At 37.9% G+C, this 19,162-nt stretch carries 20 protein-coding genes; 9 read left to right on the forward strand and 11 right to left on the reverse strand.

Translation table 11 applies throughout. The annotated features are described in order from the left end of the window. The first annotated feature begins 89 nt into the window (after window positions 1–89). From F4V44_RS02350 to F4V44_RS02365, 4 genes are all read left to right on the forward strand, one after another. Window positions 90–311 (forward strand): hypothetical protein, encoded by a 222-nt coding sequence (locus tag F4V44_RS02350; protein WP_150438382.1) that lies wholly within the window; start codon window positions 90–92, stop codon window positions 309–311. 487 nt (window positions 312–798) lie between these two features. Continuing rightward, window positions 799–1,134 carry a hypothetical protein gene (locus F4V44_RS02355; RefSeq protein WP_191090528.1) on the forward strand — a complete coding sequence of 112 codons (336 nt, stop codon included), beginning with the start codon at window positions 799–801 and terminating at the stop codon, window positions 1,132–1,134. 12 nt (window positions 1,135–1,146) lie between these two features. Further along, a complete protein-coding gene (locus tag F4V44_RS02360) occupies window positions 1,147–1,617 on the forward strand; it encodes a tRNA (cytidine(34)-2'-O)-methyltransferase (protein ID WP_150438383.1) in 471 nt (156 codons plus the stop codon). A 125-nt stretch (window positions 1,618–1,742) separates the two neighbouring features. Further along, window positions 1,743–2,024 (forward strand): hypothetical protein, encoded by a 282-nt coding sequence (locus tag F4V44_RS02365; RefSeq protein WP_150438384.1) that lies wholly within the window; start codon window positions 1,743–1,745, stop codon window positions 2,022–2,024. Window positions 2,025–2,132: 108 nt separating this feature from the next. On the opposite strand, the gene F4V44_RS02370 is transcribed toward F4V44_RS02365, so the two are convergent. Both F4V44_RS02370 and F4V44_RS02375 read right to left on the reverse strand, forming a co-directional pair. Further along, the gene (locus F4V44_RS02370) at window positions 2,133–2,588 is read right to left on the reverse strand and encodes a KdsC family phosphatase (RefSeq protein ID WP_150438385.1); all 456 of its coding nucleotides are present in this window, start codon (window positions 2,586–2,588) and stop codon (window positions 2,133–2,135) included. Between the two features lie 221 nt (window positions 2,589–2,809). Next, complete coding sequence (locus F4V44_RS02375; RefSeq protein WP_150438420.1) at window positions 2,810–3,499, reverse strand: DUF421 domain-containing protein; 690 nt, start codon at window positions 3,497–3,499, stop codon at window positions 2,810–2,812. Window positions 3,500–3,697: 198 nt separating this feature from the next. Between F4V44_RS02375 and F4V44_RS02380 the strand changes: the two genes are divergently transcribed. From F4V44_RS02380 to F4V44_RS02390, 3 genes are all read left to right on the forward strand, one after another. Then, a complete protein-coding gene (locus F4V44_RS02380; RefSeq protein ID WP_150438386.1) occupies window positions 3,698–4,063 on the forward strand; it encodes a Na-translocating system protein MpsC family protein in 366 nt (121 codons plus the stop codon). A 135-nt stretch (window positions 4,064–4,198) separates the two neighbouring features. Continuing rightward, the gene (locus F4V44_RS02385) at window positions 4,199–5,218 is read left to right on the forward strand and encodes a Nif3-like dinuclear metal center hexameric protein (RefSeq protein ID WP_150438387.1); all 1,020 of its coding nucleotides are present in this window, start codon (window positions 4,199–4,201) and stop codon (window positions 5,216–5,218) included. A gap of 18 nt (window positions 5,219–5,236) precedes the next feature. Further along, window positions 5,237–6,352 carry a hypothetical protein gene (locus F4V44_RS02390; RefSeq protein ID WP_223881764.1) on the forward strand — a complete coding sequence of 372 codons (1,116 nt, stop codon included), beginning with the start codon at window positions 5,237–5,239 and terminating at the stop codon, window positions 6,350–6,352. Here the strand turns inward: F4V44_RS02390 and F4V44_RS02395 are convergent. From F4V44_RS02395 to F4V44_RS02420, 6 genes are all read right to left on the reverse strand, one after another. After that, window positions 6,349–6,822, reverse strand: a complete 474-nt coding sequence (locus F4V44_RS02395) for a hypothetical protein (RefSeq protein ID WP_150438388.1) — start codon at window positions 6,820–6,822, stop codon at window positions 6,349–6,351. The two genes, F4V44_RS02390 and F4V44_RS02395, sit on opposite strands and share 4 nt — an antisense overlap. A 462-nt stretch (window positions 6,823–7,284) precedes the next feature. Then, window positions 7,285–8,100: a PepSY domain-containing protein gene (locus tag F4V44_RS02400; RefSeq protein WP_150438389.1), complete on the reverse strand. Its 816-nt coding sequence runs from the start codon at window positions 8,098–8,100 to the stop codon at window positions 7,285–7,287. Continuing rightward, window positions 8,097–9,452 (reverse strand): HAMP domain-containing sensor histidine kinase, encoded by a 1,356-nt coding sequence (locus F4V44_RS02405; protein ID WP_150438390.1) that lies wholly within the window; start codon window positions 9,450–9,452, stop codon window positions 8,097–8,099. Before F4V44_RS02405 ends, F4V44_RS02400 begins: the two co-directional genes overlap by 4 nt. Then, complete coding sequence (locus F4V44_RS02410; RefSeq protein WP_150438391.1) at window positions 9,452–10,141, reverse strand: response regulator transcription factor; 690 nt, start codon at window positions 10,139–10,141, stop codon at window positions 9,452–9,454. Before F4V44_RS02410 ends, F4V44_RS02405 begins: the two co-directional genes overlap by 1 nt. A gap of 16 nt (window positions 10,142–10,157) precedes the next feature. Continuing rightward, window positions 10,158–11,609: an SLC13 family permease gene (locus F4V44_RS02415; protein WP_150438392.1), complete on the reverse strand. Its 1,452-nt coding sequence runs from the start codon at window positions 11,607–11,609 to the stop codon at window positions 10,158–10,160. Further along, complete coding sequence (locus F4V44_RS02420; protein WP_150438393.1) at window positions 11,606–12,793, reverse strand: glycerate kinase family protein; 1,188 nt, start codon at window positions 12,791–12,793, stop codon at window positions 11,606–11,608. Before F4V44_RS02420 ends, F4V44_RS02415 begins: the two co-directional genes overlap by 4 nt. A 436-nt stretch (window positions 12,794–13,229) precedes the next feature. Here F4V44_RS02420 and ilvA point away from each other — a divergent pair, with 436 nt between their 5' ends. Continuing rightward, window positions 13,230–14,453: a threonine ammonia-lyase gene (gene ilvA, locus F4V44_RS02425; protein ID WP_150438394.1), complete on the forward strand. Its 1,224-nt coding sequence runs from the start codon at window positions 13,230–13,232 to the stop codon at window positions 14,451–14,453. Window positions 14,454–14,643: 190 nt separating this feature from the next. On the opposite strand, the gene F4V44_RS02430 is transcribed toward ilvA, so the two are convergent. From F4V44_RS02430 to F4V44_RS02440, 3 genes are read right to left on the reverse strand one after another with little or no spacing between them, the layout of a single operon-like run. Continuing rightward, complete coding sequence (locus F4V44_RS02430; protein WP_150438395.1) at window positions 14,644–15,732, reverse strand: GerAB/ArcD/ProY family transporter; 1,089 nt, start codon at window positions 15,730–15,732, stop codon at window positions 14,644–14,646. Window positions 15,733–15,750: 18 nt separating this feature from the next. Next, entirely contained in the window at window positions 15,751–15,981 is a 231-nt protein-coding gene (locus tag F4V44_RS02435) for a hypothetical protein (protein ID WP_150438396.1), read from the reverse strand. Window positions 15,982–16,041: 60 nt separating this feature from the next. After that, the gene (locus F4V44_RS02440) at window positions 16,042–17,640 is read right to left on the reverse strand and encodes a spore germination protein (RefSeq protein WP_150438397.1); all 1,599 of its coding nucleotides are present in this window, start codon (window positions 17,638–17,640) and stop codon (window positions 16,042–16,044) included. A 182-nt stretch (window positions 17,641–17,822) separates the two neighbouring features. On the opposite strand from F4V44_RS02440, the gene F4V44_RS02445 reads away from it, so the two are divergent. Next, the gene (locus F4V44_RS02445; RefSeq protein ID WP_150438398.1) at window positions 17,823–19,028 is read left to right on the forward strand and encodes a Ger(x)C family spore germination protein; all 1,206 of its coding nucleotides are present in this window, start codon (window positions 17,823–17,825) and stop codon (window positions 19,026–19,028) included. Window positions 19,029–19,162: the final 134 nt, after the last annotated feature.

Below are 19,162 nucleotides of genomic sequence, written 5' to 3' on the forward strand. Positions count from 1 at the left end.
TTTAGTCATGATTCTTGAGAGAAGTAAAATATCCATCAATCCTAATCTAGAGAAAGATACTCATATTGTTTTATAGCGAGGGATACATAATGAACTTTTATAAAAAATTACCTACTGATTTATTACTATCATTTTATTCTGAAATAGCCATGAACATCAAAAAAGGAACATTAACGAAAAATATGTATTATGAATTAGGTCTCATCATTTCAGTTGCTAGTCAAAGGGGAATTACATTACAAAAACCACATGATTTTGAGCAAGTAGTCAATCAAAAGTCTTTGGAGAATTTCTGTCTGCTCTTTACCTAACCACTTGCTGTGAGTATGTTCACTCACACGAGATAACGAAATAGGATAAACTTATATTTCATTGTTAATCTGATGATAGGTCATAACAATGTTAATTAACTATGTCTCATTTGTTTCATTTCCTGATTCTATCATTCTCCTTCTCCAGGCATCACAATCGAAGGCATCACTCCTCCTTCGCTTAATTGATTACTTCCTCATACCACTTACCCGTATGCTCCCTCACCTTCAAACAAATGCACCAAACTCCCATAAACCACACCTAGCCCTTTCTCAGAAGATATCAAACAATTACTGCTCAAGAAATCGAATGACAAAAATCCGTCACACACTCCTCACCTTTTCCATATAAAACCACTATCTTTTCATCTTATAATGAAAAAAGCAACCTTATACAATACCGTGCAATGGTTGCTATTCAACAGCTCTTGAAAACTCTTATTCATAATCTTTGGGACACCCATTCACATAAGGCGGCGATGGAATTTTGGAAGAAGACTATCTTTCTAAGAACTATATTTCACGAGAAATTAAGCAAATTATTAACGAGGCCGGCGATGAACTCGAATTTGAAATTATTCGCTACAGTAACCGCTACTCTGTAGTCGTTACCGTTTGTCAGGATCATCCACCTTTCAAGGATTGCATCGGTTTTGGCGAACATCCTCGCAGAAAAAAAGCGGCGTTACGAATGGCGCTTAAAGAACTTTATGCCCAAGCGTACGGAGAAGAAGCACCTAAACAAGCAATAAAGGATCGTCTTTTCGAAAGTACATATCCTCATCATCTGTATGCTATAATTTGGAGGTTAAACGAAAGATAGAGGTGACCATCATTGCCAATTCATGTTGTACTATATCAACCAGAAATCCCAGCTAATACGATAAATATTGCATGTACCTGTGCCGCTACGGACACATCCCTGCACTTAATCCGGCCACTTGGCTTTTCAACAGATGAAGAAATGATCAAGAAAGCAGGTATTGATTACTGGGAACGTGTGAACATAACATACTATGACTCATTAGATGACTTTTTTGCAAAAAATCAAGGCGAGTTTTACTATATTGAGACGTTTGGCGAAAAAACACACTCATCCTTTGACTTCAGTGATGTGTCAAAGGAACATTATTTTATGTTTGGAAGAGAATCATCTGGGCTGCCAAAAGATTTACTAGAAGAAAATAGAAATCATTTTTTGAGAATCCCAATGGGCGAAAATGTTCGTTCACTGAACCTCTCAAGCACAGCCGCTATATTGGTATACGAAGCCTTGCGCCAACAGGGATATCCTCATTTACAATGAAATAGCGGTTCAGTTCAGAACCGTCCCGCTGTTTCACCCAAGTATTTAAAAAAGGTGTTTGTCCCTTTCAAATAAATGGACGTGCTCATATATTAGAGTATCTCAAAAGAAAGGGGTGACATCCTATGGCAACTAAGAAAAATGTAGTGGTAGAGCAGCAAATAGAGGAATGCCCTACATGTCCTGAAGGAACAGTTTGTGAAGATAGTGATTTACTCTGTATAAACATTCCTTGTACGACTACAGTAGTGTTGTTAGGTTTAATTCAGTTAAATATTGGTCCGTTATGTATTAGAGCTGGCTCTGTAGGCAATCTGTCCAATTTATCTGATCAAGAGAAACTTGAACAAGTGCAACAAGTATTTAGCGTACTAAGAAATACGCTTCCAAACTTTACTGCTGAATAGTTTTCAAAGAAATACGTTCAACAAAAGGCCGATTCCATCAGGTGGGGACGGCTTTTTGTTTTGAAACATAGGGTCCAGCCGAAACAGGGAGGCGACGGTTCTCGCGTTTCACAACAAATAATCAATGAATTCCCTGACTGCGCCTTCTCCGCCGTTTCTTTTACAAACATAATCGGCAATCGCTATAACAGAATCTGCTGCATCTGCAGGACATCCAACCCATCCACACAACTTCATGGCTTCTATATCATTCTCATCATCACCAATATAAGCAAGTTCTTTCAAATCATATTGATATCGATCAGCTATTTGTTTTAGTACCTTCACCTTATCTTTTATGCCTTGGTGGACCTCGGTTATCCCCAGCTCTTTTGCCCTTTGTTCTACTATTCCTGATACGCGACCCGTAATAATGACAGGTACAATCTCATGGGTTTGAAGCTTAACAATCCCTAACCCATCTTTCACATTGAAAGCTTTCATCAATTCCCCTTGTGAACCGATATATATTTTTCCGTCAGTCAATGTTCCATCGACATCTAAAACAAGCATTTTTATATTCATAGCACTGCCCCTACATATATATTTTCACGTAACCTCTATTTCTATTATAAGGACAGGATCTGTTTCTCGTCCATTAATCTCCCAACGAGATTGTGAAGCAGTCCATTCATCTTGCCGGGCCTGATTTGTGAAACGCCGGGACGGTTCTGCTGTTTCCATCGTAAAAAAAATAGAAACGCGAGAATGTCCCCACGTTTCAGTGACAGATTTTCTCAACGTTTCTAAGCTTTGTGTTCATATTTAAGAGCATAAACAGGTTGATTAGGCTGCCATTCAGCAAATAGAACAGATTTGTAATCGTTAATATTTTGTGCTGCTAATTGCTCTTTTAGCCATTGATCATTTAGGCCATATTCTTTTAAATTATTGTAAATAACCTCCCCTTCGAGTATTAACGTGATTGGCAAGTTGACAGGTTTTGAAGGCAAATTTAGATCACCCGCCTTTGGTGTGTCATATTTGAATTTTGGAAGGACACTAAGCATCCCATTTGTTTCTAAAATAACGTATTCTACTTCCTGAATGGAAAAGTAGCCTTGTTGTCTGATTAAGCTTTGCAGTTGATTCATATCCATATTATTTTTCTTTAATGAATTATAGTTTATCTTCCCCTTATTGATAACAATACTCGGCTCTCCTTCTAGAAATTTCCTTGTATTTTTAAACTTTTGAGTGACAACTTCAACTACATAAATAATTGCTCCCCAAACCGAAGCGGCAAATAGAACATCGCCCAGATGTGTCCCGTTGTCATATACCGCATTCCCTACCAATTCTCCTAAAATAAGTGCGGAAATAAAGTCAAAAGGAGTAATTTGGGAAAATTGAGTTTTACCTAATATTTTAAGGATAATAAATAAGATCACTAATCCTGCAATTAACTCGATAGCAATAGATAAATAATGATGCATTCTTATACCGCCTTCTTCCTCTTTGCTCCTCTCCATTATGGAATACTATCTCTCCATTTATACCCAGGAAACGCGAGAACCATCATAGCAATCTATCAAATCTTTAAAATGATTATTTACAAATAAATATTCTTGTGCTACTATAAAAATCATAATATTCTAAAAATTATAACTAACATAAAGTCAAGGTGATGTAAGATGATCTTGTCACCCGGTCAATTTAAACAAGAGTTAATTAAAGACTATAATACAGTTAACCTTCGGATGTTTGACATTGGTGTCAAAAGTCAAAAGGTTGATATATTAGGGGAAAAAGTGATTATTTTCGCCACTCATAAACGAATTTCGTCTCTGAAATATTTGGACGAAAGCAATCGCCTGATTACCCGTATAGTCGATGTCACTATCATTGATTCTTTCAAAATGGAATTAAAGAAAATCATGGAAGATAAATACGGAATGAAGGTCCTTTCGATTATGAAAGATTATGATCCAGAAATTGAATGTTCCGTTACGATTATTATCCTTGATCAAGATGCTAGAAACTATATATCCGGTTTATAACCTAATAGTGGACTGGTAGAATGAACTCTTACTAATAGAGCGCAGTACAACCGTCAATACTATCCAACAGATTAATTCTGTTTGATTTGTATTGGCGGTTTTTTATTTTTCCTATATAAAAAAGGAGGACAAGACATGCAAACAGTAAAGGATGTACTAGAGGCTTTAGACCAATTAACAGGCGGCAGGGTGGTTAAATCGCTGGCGGATATAACAAGTGGAGATCATCCATTTGTGATGATGAAATCCTCCAATCTTCCAGGAAAGGATATCATTGAAACACCTGGTCTTGTCTATGGCCATCTTGATCAAAAAGTGAGCAAAATAGCTGTAACGATGACCATGACAGAAGGCAGCATTGAATTAGCAGGTGCCACAGGAGTCGATGCCATTATCGCTCATCATCCTATTGCGGAGGCAGCCAATTCAGGGGGCGTCACGTTGAAAAATTATCTTGACCTATATCATGTGGCTGCTTTTGAACTTCATGAGGCCTTCCATGGATTACATCCAGGAATCTCGTATTTGCACGGCCATCAAGCATACCGCACAGAAATATCCTATGGCGGCAATCATGGCAATGTTCTATTTGTCGGAAAAACCCTTGAAAACGTGAATACATTAGGAGACATATTAAAGCGTCTTGATCAATACATGGGATTAGACCAAGAAGAAGCCTTATTATTTACGGAAAAAGAAATTCGCGGTGCCTCATCGATTACCGAAACAAGTCTGGTAACAAAGGGAAAAATTTGGTTAGGAGATGAAAATAGTCCTGTCCGACATATTTTACACATCTTTCCTCATACCGGTTTTTCACCAGAGAATTTAAGACAAGCCGTTCAAGAGCATCCAGAAGCTGACACGGTGCTCGCCTCCATTAGTCGTGTCTATGATGGACATCCATTAATTGAAACAGCTAAAGAACTGGGACTCAATTTTATCGTCGGCAACTGTCATGTGTTGGAAATTTTGGAAAATGGGCTGCCGCTTGCCTACGCCCTTCAGTCGCTATTACCTTCTGTCGAGGTCGTTATTTTTCGCGAAAGAATTACAAGTACCTCTTTGAATGCAGTGGGAACACCGGAAATGAAGCGTTATGCTCAAGAAATGGCTTCACAGCACTTATTAACGAAAGCAATCAGCAATCAATAATTGTGAGGAGCGATGTACATGAGTGAATTCAATGCTGAAACAGTAGAACAGGTCCAATCCGTCCCAGCCCATCAGCCGGAAAAACGAAAATGGACACGAATCGAGTTTGTTGGGGTAGCTTTGGTTATTTCTTCATTACTTGTTTTATTAATCTCTCCCGGTACTCTCGCCGGTCTCTTTAACTCCGTCGTTGATCGTGTGTTTCCGACGGTCGTTAATGTCTTTTTAACAGGTACTGTTGGGGTCGCCATTATCGTGAGCGTCATTATCGGACGCACGTTGGAACGATTAGGCTTTACAGATGCACTGATGAGACTATTTATTCCGATCACAAAGCTCATGAAAATCAATTCTTCCGTGGTGATCCCCAGTATTTATAATATCCTCGGTGATATTAATGCCGCTGGAAAAATTGCAGGCCCCATCTTAGTTCGCTCAGGAGCAACAAAGGATGAACAAAAAATTGCCGTTGCGACGATGGTTCAGTCTCAGCAATCCTTTTCCACCTTTATGTTAGGACTGGTGGCCTTAACCGCTGTTGGCGTCAATGCGTTCGTCATTGTCGTGTTAGCTGTATTTATTCCTGTTATCTTTGTCCCTTGGCTCCTTTCCAAAACGATTTACCGTAACACGAAAGCAGTGAAGTTGGAGGATTTACCAAGGTTCACTCCGGAGACAAGGTTTTTACCGACTTTGTTTAATGCGGCCAGAGAGGGTGCCGAGCTTTTATTCTTGCTTATTATTCCTGCTGTAGCAGTCGTTTTTGCTGTGATTGGGGTTTTAGACTATATCGGTATATGGTCATCTATTGAATCGGGTCTTTCCTCCGTTCTCTTAGCGTTAAATATTGATCCAGAGACTGGTATTCTATCCATTTTAGCAAGCCCGACCTTAGCTATGGGTACACTTGCTGAAACAGCTTCTTCATTGGACCCGCAATTAGTCATTGGTTCCTTTATTTTAGCTTCATCTGGGCTGCCGTTATCTACCGTATTTGGTCAAATTCCTGTCATCTGGGCGGCCAATTCAGATTTAACTGAAAAAGAAGCGATGGGAGCTGCCGCTTTAGGGATTGCCATGCGTCTAATTACAGCTTTTCTACTTGTCATGATTCTTTCACCGATTTTACTTTAAGAAAATGGAAGATGTTTTTCCAGTTGACGTGAAAGATCTAAATGGAATTCAGTAGACGAAATGGTTTTGAATGCATGCGGGTCTAGATAAAGAGGAACTCGAATGTCACCTTTTGAATGTTGCATGACGAAGGAAAGATAACTGATTTTTTTCATTTGGGCTGCCAGTTTTTCATTTGATACTGCTAACGCTACACCCATATTCGGCCTCTCCTTGTCAGACAAAGGAATCGGTATACAGGGAATCGTTTGCAGGGCTTCATACGAATTGGTCGTACTGGTCGATAAATAATGAATTCGGCCAGTAGCCGCTATTCTTTTATTGGGCAGTATCAAACGATCCACATGGTAAACATCCTTTCCAGCAGAAGAGGCCCACTTTTTTCCTTGTTGTATGATAACCATCGAAAAGCAATCGCCTGGCATAACAGAAAGCACTTGATTTGTAAACAACTCAAAACCAACCGACATCAACCCTATCTCCCCCACTCACACATCATGAATGTTTGTTGATATGTATGATGAAATTTTGCCGGTCATACCATGAAGTGAAACGGGGAACGGTTCTGCTGTTTCAATCATTCATTCTAGCAAGCTCTGTGGGGATTAAATCTCTACAGGGCTTTCTTTTTATTTATAATTACTCTGCTGCTCAATCTTTACAAAAGAAACGTGAGAACCGTATTAAAAGAAACCGAGGAGCTTCCCTCGGTTTCCTTAGATTGACTGACAGGTACCTGTTTTATAGTCAATGGTCTCTTCGTAGTCAAAGAATTCCTCAAAATCCTCCTTGCCAAAGTCGTTTTGTTTTAGCCCAATAAAATTACCTTGATTATGGCTATTCAATGTCTCTGAAACGCAAAGACGCTTCTAGCTTCCTACTTATTCAAAGTGCTGACTTTTTCGCTGTCCCGAACCGTCCCCTTGTTTCACCTAGTAAGAACTTTCAACTTCATCATCGTCATCATGATCATCAGCTTCATCCATGCTGTCATCATCATTTTCATCACGTTCATCATCAGCATCGTCATTTTTTATGTTACTTGGTTGTTGTTGAGTTTGCGGCTGTGGCTGTTCCGAATACCATGATATGGATGATACATTTCCTGTGTTTGCCTGAACATATACATGGGCACCCTCTGAATAATCGTCTACTGTCACTTTATAGTGCTTTCCATTTTGAGTATTTACGATGGATAAATCCGTGATTTCACCCTTAATTTGCTGTAACGCAATATCTTTTGCTTTCTGTTCTGAAATATTGGACGGGTTGCTTACACTACTCACCATTTCCTGATTAGATACAATGGTTTTCTCTTTCAAATCATATTCTATACGATAATGCTTGTTATCTTTCTCAATAGTCGCTTCTACGAAAGGTTGGCCTTCTTTCTTGATTTCTCTCATTTGACCAACCTGGCCGTTTAATTCTTTCTCTATATTTTTTTGGGCCTCTTCAATGGTTATCAAGGCTTCCTTTTTTTCAATCAGTCGTATATTACTAATTTTCTTCGTTTCGCTATCAACTGAAACCTTGTAAACTCCTTTTTTATTTTCAAACATAAGTTGATAGTCGCTATTCTCTTTTTCTAGCTTTGTATTTATGACTTTTCCTCCATAAAAATTAGTAACGATTGCTTCAGCTTCTTTTTGTGAAATCGTCTTAGGATTATCTTTTATAAAAATTAGAAACAATGAATAGGATAAGCCTAGAATGATAAACGCAATAAGACAAATTTTTAACTTCATCTTGTTACACCGCCATTTTTCGGCAATGTGACTGTAAAAGTCGCCCCATGTCCTTCAACACTTTCAAGGTTTATATAACCATCGTGTTGTTCAACGATTCGCTTTGCAATTGATAGCCCTAAACCTGATCCTCCTGTTTTTCGGCTCCTTGTTTTATCAACACGATATAATCGATCAAAAACATGTGCTTGGGCCTCAAATGGTATTCCTGCCCCTTTATCCATCACCATAATACTCACACTTTCTTCCCATTCTTTTATCTCTACCTTAATATCATCATCACTATATTTTTTTGCATTATCTAACAAAATAACAAGTACTTGAACAAAACTAGGTTCATGAATATACGTATGAATCTCTCGCTGCTCACTTTTTAAATAGATTTCATGCTTAAAAGCTTGCTGTAATCGATGAATGGTCTTCTCGACGATTGGTACAATGTTAACTTTGTATTTTTCATTTTCAATACATTCTTCAGCTTTTGCTAATAGCAGCAATTGCTCCGTTAAATATTTCATCCGGCTTGATTCAGCCCCAATGGAGTCAATGGCTTCTTCTAATATATCAGGACGCTCTTTCCCCCAGCGTTTTAATATTTTCACATAACTATCAATGACAGTTAAAGGTGTCTTCAGTTCGTGAGAAGCATCAGAGACAAACTGTTCCTGCTTTAAATAACTTTTTTCTAATCTTGTAATCATTCGATTAAATGTCATGGCCATTTCAGATAATTCGTCTTTCGTATGATGCGCAATTAATATTTTTTCAAATGATCCATCTTTTTCGATTACATTCATCGTTTGAGTCAGACGTTTAATGGGAAACGAAATCATACGCCCTAAAAACCTACTGGTTAAAGAAAAAATAATAATGACAATCATCGTTGTATATGTAAACACCCATTTTAATTCATTAATGTTACCAAATAGAGCATCGACATTCTCAACAACTTGTAAATTGACAATGGCCCCATTTTCATTAATTGTAGGGATGGAAACAACCACATACATGGAATCTTTATATTGAACTACTTCCTCAAATTGATCATCGTCATATTTACTAGGTATATTAAAATAGTCATTGTTTGTTGTCACTTGAATAATAGGTTTGTGGCTGCTATTCACCACACGAATCATACCATTACTAATTAAATAGGCCTGCAGCACTTGTTCCATCGCTAAATTTGAATGAGTATTGAGTTCTTTAAGGGTATTCACTGTTTTATTGGTTAATCGATTCATTTCAGAAGTAATGACGGAATTTTTGAAAATGAAATAAATCGATGTATTGGCCATAATGAGTACCATCAATACAACAGTCATCGATAGCTGAATCCTCGTTCGTAATCTCATTATTCATCCTTAATCATATAGCCGACACCGCGAACGGTTTGGATAAATAGATCGTCCTTCGTGTCAGTTAATTTTTTTCTCAAATATCGAATATACACATCTACAGCATGCGTATCACCATAATAATCCATTCCCCATACTTCATTTAAAATCTGTTCACGCTCAAGTGCACGATTTTTGTTCTTAACTAAATAAAGCAGGAGATCATACTCCCGCGGTGTCAAATCTACCATACAGTCATTTTTAAACACTTCTCTTGTATGTGTATGAATCGAAATGGAGTGAATACGATAAACACTAGAATCATCCTTTTTTACACTCTTAGGTTTAAACCGAAGATTAGAGCGGATTCGTGCAAGCAATTCTTCGATTTCAAATGGTTTTGTCATATAATCATTCGCACCTAAATCTAATCCGCTTACTTTATCGTAAACGGAATCACGTGCCGTCAGCATAATAATAACAATCTCGTTATTCTCACGACGAATTCGTCTTAGCACTTCCATTCCATTTAATTCAGGTATCATGACATCTAAAAGAACTAAATCAATTTCTTCCTGCTCTAAAATGGATAGCCCTTCTTTACCCGTATAGGCAATACTTACTTGATAACCTGCATGTTCTAATTCTAATTGAATCACTCGCGCAATTCCCTCATCATCTTCAATAATTAATATGTGACTATCCATTATTTCACCTCCTGATTTATAAATGTAACCCCACCCACTGCCAATAAGTAAAATAGAACAGCATCATGATTAGTATATAAAGAGGCATGAGTATGGCGCTTATTTTTAATAGATTACTGGCATCATAGGAGATTTCACCTTCCTCATAAAAGAGGAGTAATGCTTTTGAACTGACAGGAACAGTCACACAATAGTTCATACCTATTAAACTTAAAAAAACAACCGTCGAAGGGTTAACCCCTATCGTTTCACTAAATAATAATAAACTTGGAATAAAAACGATTGCGCGTGTTGTATGTGATGTAATATACAAATGACTGGATACGGTTAAAAGCAGGATGATCAATACAATAAGCCATTCCGGTGCACCTATAAACATATATAGAACATGAAGCATTTTCGTTTCGATCCATTTTACTGCACCTGTATCCACTAACACTTTTCCAAGTGCAGTTGCAGCAGCAACAAATAGAATTAAATTCCAAGATACTGACTTCATTCCTTGTTTCCAACTAATCATTCCATAATTCGGTGTCATGACTAGAAGCGCACCGATCATCGTAATAAATGCGATATCATAGCCATGTATCCTTTCAGTCATCCAACCTGCGATTAACACTGAGATTAAGATGATGATCTTCTTTTCTTTTCCATTCATTGGCCGTTTTACCATCACTTTTTCTACCGTTTGTACGTTTTCTGTTGTCCCCAATTCATCTTTCGGCCACAAGCTCCATTTTATTATAAACAATGAGACAAGTGAAATCACTATGGCAAATGGAACTCCCAAAATCAACCACCTGCTAAAGGAAATGGATTGATTGACCGTACTTTCAAGTAAGCCAATCCCTATTAAATGAGAACCCGCCCCTATTAATGTGGCTGATGTACTCATTAAGATAATCACAGGGGCTAAAATAGCCAGCACTTTTTGTTCCTTAGTAGAAAATTTTACACCCAGCTGTTGAATCATTGGCATGGATAATGCTGCTCGACCTGAGGTAGATGGAATAAAAAATACGGAGGCAAATAAAATTGAACTTACTCCAAGGAGCACATTGCTTTTTTTATGACACTTTCTCAATATAAATCCGGTTAATCGTTCTGCTAACTGGGACTGCTTAACGGCTTCACCGATAATAAAAGAGCCCACCATTAACCACACCACTTCTTCTGATAAAGATTCATATAACAAATCAGGGGTTTCTGCACCCATTATAACAATGAACATAATGAGTGAAATTGCTACAAATCCAGCAGGTATTTTAGTGGTAATCCATAACGTCATGGCTGATAAAAAAGCAAATAAGGATATCTTTGCCTCATAGTCCAAACCATCAATCCATACGATGACGACTAAGATTAGGACGTGTAAGCTGATAATCACTAATGACTTAGTCGATAATTGATTGATCCACTGTTTAATTCTGTTACTCTTTTCAGCCTGTTTCTCTATTCTTGTGATCATTTTTGATAAACGCCCTCTTTAAGAACTTTTCTTTTAGCCATTGCTAAGCCAATCGCAACCTGTCTTAACACGGACTCCGTACTCTCTTCAATCCATTTTGGTGCTTTTTTCATCGCCTTTTCCAAAGAAGTTGGTTTTGGAATAATACTGATATAGGCATCTATACCTGCCTGATAGTTTGCATCTGCCCCTTTACCAATTGTTCCGGCAATGGCAATCACTGGGATGTTATATTTTTTTGCAATTCGTGCAACTTCCGCTGGAATTTTTCCGTTTGGTGTTTGGAAATCTAAACTGCCTTCTGCAGTAAACACAATATCTGCTGTTAAAATTTTCTCTTCTATATGGATGTAATCCATAATGATATCGAATCGCGGATGTAATATAGCACCTGTAAAAGCAATTAGTCCTGCCCCTAACCCTCCTGATGCTCCACTGCCCGGTAATGAACGAACATCGATGTCTACCGCTTCTTGAATGAGCGTTGCATAATGTTCCAAGGATAATGATAATTTTTCAACCTGTTCTGGTGTCGCACCTTTTTGTGGCCCAAAGATTCGTGCAACTCCTTTTTCCCCACATAAAACGTTCTGCCAGTTACATGCCACATTAATGGATACATGCTGTAAACGCTTGTCTAAATTGGTTAGATCAAGAGAATCTACCTGCAATAAATCCTCTCCACCGTTGATATGAACAATTTGTTGTTTCTTATCTAAAAAACGAACCCCTAATGCTTGCGCCATTCCTGCACCACCATCAGATGTACCAGAGTCACCACAACCTATTAAAATATGATCAACCCCTAAATCAAGAGCAGATACAATTAATTCTCCTACACCATAGGTTGTTGTTATCAATGGGTTCCTTTGATCACGAGGGACTAGCTTCAACCCAGCTACAGCCGCCATTTCAATCACAGCCGTTCGTTTATTGTTCTCTACAAAAATCCCAAAATGACTCATCACTTTCTCGCCGACCGGCCCTGTCACTTCAGTCTCTATTAATTCTCCACCTTTTATGTGAGTGACTGCTTTCGCAAATCCTTCTCCGCCATCAATCATCGGAATCACTTCCAAATCAATAGACGGATCAAAATTCCTCACTCCTCGTGCCATTGCTAAAGCCACTTCCTCAGCATCTAAACATTCTTTAAACCCTGACGGTACAATTACAATTTTCATTAACTATTCCTCCAAATATACATTTACTACATGTAATGTACTATCAAAAAACTAATAGATACTTAGAGAATGATTAAAAAATGATTAGAAAATCATTTAAAGGTGAAACGCTGGGACGGTTCGAGACTGCTGAAAAAGTCGATTGAAGGAAAATAAGACATTGACCCCCTACTATATGTAGTTGGTCAATGTCTTTTGTTTACTGTATATTGATGGAGATTTTCATCCATTATTCAAAGTGAACACTTTTTCAGCGGTCTCGGACGGTTCTGCTGTTTGTAGTAAACACAGCTAGATCAATTCCCCTGTTTCATTGATGCCATGCCTCAAATTATAAATGAAACGTGAGAACCATCCTCACGTTTCACACATAGTTTACCTCTTCTCGTGCATCCTAAAAAGAAGAACTCTGGATGGACGAAAGGAAGAGTATAGGATGAACATCGATGATATAATCATTGCACGGGAGAAGATGAAGGGAATTGTCTACACCACTCCCCTTGATTATTCAAAAACATTTAGCCGGCTTTCACATAATGAGGTCTATTTAAAACTGGAAAATCTACAAAAGACAGGCTCGTTCAAAGTAAGGGGCTCCTATAATAAGCTAATCTCCCTATCAAAGGAAGAGTTAAAAAAGGGTGTAGTAGCAGCCTCAGCCGGGAACCATGCTCAAGGTGTTGCATATTCTAGTCAAATGCTTGGCGTTCCCTGCACCATTGTCATGCCTAAAGGCGCACCACTTAGTAAAGTAGAAGCTACTAAGCAATATGGCGCAGAAGTCGTATTAGAGGGTTCTGTATTTGATGATGCCCTCGCCTATGCCTTAGAACTGAAAGAGCAAATGGGCGCCACCTTTATTCATGCCTTTGATGATGAGGCTGTCATTACAGGACAAGGAACGGTCGGGTTAGAGATTCTTGATCAGCTTCCAGATGTTGAAGCGATTATTTGCCCTGTTGGCGGAGGCGGACTGATTGCTGGTGTCGCGATGGCAGTGAAGGAGAAAAACCCCCATATTTCTGTATATGGGGTTCAAACCTCTGCTTGTCCAAGCATGAAGCATTCATTAGCAGAAAATAAACCGGTTATGGTCAAATCACAGCCCACGATGGCTGACGGAATTGCCGTTAAAAAACCGGGGCTGAAAACTTTCGATATTGTTCAAAAATACGTGGATGATATTTATTGTGTAGATGAAATGGAAATTGCAAGAACCATGCTCATGATATTAGAGAGAAATAAACTGCTTGTAGAGGGTTCAGGCGCCTGTTCCCTTTCTGCACTGATTTATGAAAAACTGAAGCTGAAAGAGAAAAAAGTCGTTGCCGTATTAAGCGGCGGAAACGTCGATATGAACTTTATTTCTAGAATTATTGAACATGGCATGGTGGAGTCAGGAAGATATGTTACGTTTACCATTACCTTAAAAGATAAACCAGGTGAACTGGAAAGAGTATTAAGTACAATCACAGACCTTGATGCAAATATTCAATCGGTGAACCTCAACCGAATGGGTAAGAATATCTATCCTGGCTATGCCGAACTTGAGATTTCCGTTGAAACCAAAAATCACGATCATATTGGTCAGCTATATAAGATTTTAACAGAGAAGAATTACAACGTAGAAATGAGTGATTTCTACTCATCTGCGAACTAGAAGAAAAGGCAGAACGGTTCAGGGCTGCTGAAAAAGTCCATTGAAGGAAAATAAGGCATTGATTACCTACTATATGTAAGCAATCAATGCCTTTTATTTACTGTATATTGATAAGACTTCTCATCCATTGTTTAAAGTGAACACTTTTTCAGTGGTCTCGAACCCTCCCCATGTTTCACCAGTGACGGAACTAAGTTTTACTTCGGATATATCCAACAATTAATACAAGCAGTGGCAGAAATCCTCCTGCAATGTTACTAAGAATTAACGTCCCCCTCACATCCCATTGCTGCTGTTCAACTACATTCGGAAACATCATGGAAGCAAATGCAGTTAGAATCATCCCCATTGGTAAAACAATGGGACGATAACTTTTTAAGTTCAAAATTTGTCCAATCCCCAAACAACATGCATAAAAGTATAGAATCATCTTAAAATAGACGGCTATAAACCACATGGTCGCAACGATGACTTCTATTCGTTTCACAAATTCACCTACATTAATTTTTTGGGCTAATAAATAAACGGGGAAACGAAGTCTTGCCGTGAGTTCCGCTCCTAAAACTAAAATAGCTAATATGGTTGTAATAAAAGTGATTATTCCCCCTATGATTAGTCCTATATAAAAGGCTTTTTGTGCTTTCTGGGGATTGCTTACATGTGCTGGAAAGATCATTAACAAATAAATAGCATTAAATGTAGAAAAACTTAGTAATATTAGCGTAGGGTAAAGCAATGGCTTTAAGCCATTTTCTAAGACGGGTTGTATATGTTCAAACTTGATTTCAGGTATCACAAAAAACATCACTAAAAAAAGGAAGATAAAGAGCACCCAAAATATTTCGGCTGCACGTGAAAATGTTTCCAAACCGATGCGGACAGCCATGACCAACAGAAGGGCTGTCATGATATGAAGGACCTCTATTGGGATTTCTGGCATGAGATTGATCCGAAAGAAAACACCTGAATAGTGTAGAAGTTCTCCAGAAGCAAGAAATGCGTTCCAAACCATAAAAACGGTAAATAATTTCCCAAGCCACTTTCCAAATACTTTTTCATTCATTTGAGCAATATTCATATTCGGGAAAAGCTGAGCAATCCTGCTAAACATCCATAGAACGGCTAGCCCTAGGCTCATACTAATAATCACAACTAACCAAGCATCCTGTTTTGCGTATTTTGCTAAAATGGCTGGATACACAAGAATACTCGTTCCAATCGTAAAAAAGGTGACTAAAACCCTAAATTGGTGAACTGAAATTTTTTCATTTTCAAGCATCGGCTTTTCCCTCACTGATTATGTTAAAAGTTCATACAAATAGTTACTTAAAGGATGAAGGATCGTATTTATTCCTCTCATTGGGTTAGGAAGGGATATATGAAAACTATGTGCCATAGATAAACCAACGCCAATCAATAGAAGAATCGTAAATACCCATAGTTCTTTTTTTAACTTATTTCTTTTTAGATAGGGGACATCGATCGCAATAATAATCACAGCTGCTACTATTACAACTATTGATATCACATGAAAACTCCTCTCATACCATACCGACTTGAAATCCTAGTATTTTACAACACGTCCATTTTAATTATTTCCTTGGTCCGGTTTCGGAATATCTGAATCCTGTCTTTTTATATTCGTTGGACTAATTGAACGTTGACGTGTGGATTGTGCCCACCTTGGAAAAAGAAATAAGGCATCCTTTTGATCTTCTTTCATATAAGGAGCAAATGGTAACATATAAGGTACACCAAAGGATTTTAAACTGCATAAATGAAGAATGACTGCAGTAATCCCAAACGTTATTCCAAAAAAACCAAATGAAGCAGCTAATCCCATGAATGGAAAACGGAGCATTCGAATGGCAATGGATAAATTATAAGAACTAACAATAAAACTGGATATCGCAGTAATGGAAACAACAATAACCATCGCCGCTGAAACGATTCCTGCTTCTACTGCCGCGGTCCCTATGACTAGAGTTCCAACAATCGATACAGCCTGACCAATAGCCTTTGGCAATCTCAATCCTGATTCACGTAAGATTTCAAATGTAACCTCCATCATAAGAGCTTCTATAAATGCTGGAAACGGGACGCCTTCACGCTGCGCTGCCAGACTAATTAACAATGGGGTTGGCAGCATCTCTTGATGAAAGGTCGTAATCGCAATATAGACGGATGGTCCTAACAGTGCGATTAATATACCGATAAATCGTAAGATACGTAATAGTGTTGTAATATCGGCACGACTATAATAATCATCTGGAGCATGAAGAAATTGGACAAATATAGCTGGAACGATCAATACAAACGGGGTTCCATCAACAAGAATGGCGATCCTTCCTTCTAAAAGGTTTGCTGCGACAACATCTGGGCGTTCAGAATGATAGATGGTTGGAAAAGGGGTAAAAGTAGTATCTTGAATGAACTCCTCAATATATAAAGAATCCAGGATACTATCAATGTTAATCCTATCCAAACGGCTCCTTACTTCTTCTATTACTTCCTCATTGGCTATTCCTTTTATATACATTAAAGACACATTCGTCTTTGTTTGTTTTCCAATTTTTCTTGATTCTAACCAAAGATTAGGGTTATTGATTTTTCGGCGAATTAAGGCGGTATTGACACGAATATTTTCTGTTAAGGATTCCCTTGGCCCTCTTATCGAATTTTCGGTAGATGGTTCTGTTACACTTCGTTCCTTTCCTCCCTTCATGCTAATGGCCAATCCGACGGAATGGCCATTGATTAAGAGAATGACATGTCCTGAAAAAAGGGATTCATAAAGCAACTGGTAATCAGTAATATCTTTTACTTCTGCAACGGTCAGGGTTGTTTCTTTTATAGTTAGAATAAGATCTTCCATACTTATCTTGTTAACATCTGCTTGTGGAAAATCTCTCATTAATGATTCCAAGATGAATTCTTGGTTAGAAATCGTATCAACGAGCCCATCGGTAAAAATAATGCTAGCTTTTATTGATTTTTCCCTTCCGATACGAAACTCACGGATAATGATGTCTTCACTGAATCCAAGTGTTTCTTTTATTTCTTGAAGGTTTTCTTCTAATTGAATGCTTAATTTACTAGAGTGTTGTTGATTTTGTGAAGGATTTTTTGGTTTAGAATGTTTATTTTTTATACCCCTATTTCTTATTGATTTTTTTAAAAAAACCACAGATGATCCCCGCTTTTTTTATACCTATTTTTTGCAAACTTGCTTCTTAATATACTCGTAAAAAAGGTTACTCTTAAAATGAATTCAGCTTTGAACAACTCCTCTTATAGAGGAAGAATAGTTTGGCTTTTATTCGCTTAGGCTATCACTGTAAGCCCATTTTGAATAAGAGGAGTTCGCGAATGAAACGTAAAATCCTTATTTTTTGCATTTATCTTTCGATATTGACGATTACTACAGGATGTTGGGCTCGAAAAGAATTAAATGATCTAGCCATTGCGGTTGCAATGGGGATTGACAAAGTAGATGAGCAATATCTAATCACTGTACAAATTGTCAATCCAGCTGAGATTGCTTCTAATAAAGGAGCGGGGAGAAGTACCCCTGTCGTTGTTTTTCAAGAAAAGGGGGATACCCTATTTGAAACATTGAGGAAAATGACAACGAACGCTCCCAGAAAAATATACTTAGCTCATCTTAGAATAGTCATTTTCGGGGAAGAGTTAGCAAGAGAAGGGATTAGGAAAACACTAGATTTCTTTTCTAGAGATCATGAATTTAGACCGGACTTTAATATTGTGGTAGCAAAGGATTCAAGAGCAGAGGATGTTTTGAAAGTACTGACCTCTTTAGAGGCTATACCAGCTAACAAATTATATAATGCTCTTGAAACTTCAGAGAAAGTTTGGGCTCCATCCATGTCCGTTACATTTGATACACTTGATTCAAAGCTTTCAAGTGAAGGAGATAACCCGGTTTTAACTAGTGTTTATAAAACGAGTGATAAGCAGTCTGGCGGGTCCAAACAAAATATAGAGAATCTAGATCCTCCTGTTAGACTCAAATACAATGGATTGGCTGTTTTTAAGGATGACAAATTAATAGGATGGTTAAGCGAAGGGGAAGGCAAAGGGGTAAATTATGCACTTGGAGAAGTGAAAAATACAGTTATTACCTTTTCTTGTCCACAAGAGGGAAAAGTATCATTAGAGGTGTTAAACACAAAGACCGATTTAAAAACAAAGGGGATGAAAGGTGACCCGAAAGGATTGATAAAGCTAAATGTAGAGGCAAATGTAGCTGAGGTCGAATGCGCTAGTTTAGACTTAAATAAAATAAGCACGATTTATGATCTCGAAAAAAAAGCTGAAAAAGATATTAAAGATGTAATTATTGCGTCTATAGAAGCTGCCCAAAAAAAACATCAAACAGATATTTTTGGTTTTGGTGATGCTTTACACCGTTCTGCACCTGAGTCTTGGAAGGAATTAAAGACAGATTGGGATCAAAGGTTTGCAAATATGCCAATCACTGTAGATGTTAAAGTGAAAATTCCTCATACCGGTACAATTAGAAATTACAGCAATCAAGATGATACAGGAGAATAAGGGTTTAGAAACATAGGGACGATTCTGCTGTTTCAATCATGAAATCTATCAGGCTCTGTGGAGTTCAATCTCTGCAGGGCTATTTTTTATTTATAATCCATTCCCTGCCCAATTTTTACAGAAGAAACGCGAGA

Source organism: Niallia endozanthoxylica, from assembly GCF_008710145.1.
GTDB classification, from domain to species: domain Bacteria; phylum Bacillota; class Bacilli; order Bacillales; family Cytobacillaceae; genus Bacillus_BD; species Bacillus_BD endozanthoxylica.

Coding starts and splice junctions, on each gene's coding strand:
- F4V44_RS02410 (WP_150438391.1), bottom strand. CDS start 10,141: ATGGATAGTCACATATTAATTATTGAAGATGATGAGGGAATTGCGCGA.
- F4V44_RS02395 (WP_150438388.1), bottom strand. CDS start 6,822: ATGTCGGTTGGTTTTGAGTTGTTTACAAATCAAGTGCTTTCTGTTATG.
- F4V44_RS02365 (WP_150438384.1), top strand. CDS start 1,743: ATGGCAACTAAGAAAAATGTAGTGGTAGAGCAGCAAATAGAGGAATGC.
- F4V44_RS02375 (WP_150438420.1), bottom strand. CDS start 3,499: ATGCATCATTATTTATCTATTGCTATCGAGTTAATTGCAGGATTAGTG.
- F4V44_RS02400 (WP_150438389.1), bottom strand. CDS start 8,100: ATGAAGTTAAAAATTTGTCTTATTGCGTTTATCATTCTAGGCTTATCC.
- F4V44_RS02415 (WP_150438392.1), bottom strand. CDS start 11,609: ATGATCACAAGAATAGAGAAACAGGCTGAAAAGAGTAACAGAATTAAA.
- F4V44_RS02445 (WP_150438398.1), top strand. CDS start 17,823: ATGAAACGTAAAATCCTTATTTTTTGCATTTATCTTTCGATATTGACG.
- F4V44_RS02370 (WP_150438385.1), bottom strand. CDS start 2,588: ATGAATATAAAAATGCTTGTTTTAGATGTCGATGGAACATTGACTGAC.
- F4V44_RS02405 (WP_150438390.1), bottom strand. CDS start 9,452: ATGAGATTACGAACGAGGATTCAGCTATCGATGACTGTTGTATTGATG.
- F4V44_RS02420 (WP_150438393.1), bottom strand. CDS start 12,793: ATGAAAATTGTAATTGTACCGTCAGGGTTTAAAGAATGTTTAGATGCT.
- F4V44_RS02385 (WP_150438387.1), top strand. CDS start 4,199: ATGCAAACAGTAAAGGATGTACTAGAGGCTTTAGACCAATTAACAGGC.
- F4V44_RS02380 (WP_150438386.1), top strand. CDS start 3,698: ATGATCTTGTCACCCGGTCAATTTAAACAAGAGTTAATTAAAGACTAT.
- F4V44_RS02350 (WP_150438382.1), top strand. CDS start 90: ATGAACTTTTATAAAAAATTACCTACTGATTTATTACTATCATTTTAT.
- F4V44_RS02390 (WP_223881764.1), top strand. CDS start 5,237: ATGAGTGAATTCAATGCTGAAACAGTAGAACAGGTCCAATCCGTCCCA.
- ilvA (WP_150438394.1), top strand. CDS start 13,230: ATGAACATCGATGATATAATCATTGCACGGGAGAAGATGAAGGGAATT.
- F4V44_RS02430 (WP_150438395.1), bottom strand. CDS start 15,732: ATGCTTGAAAATGAAAAAATTTCAGTTCACCAATTTAGGGTTTTAGTC.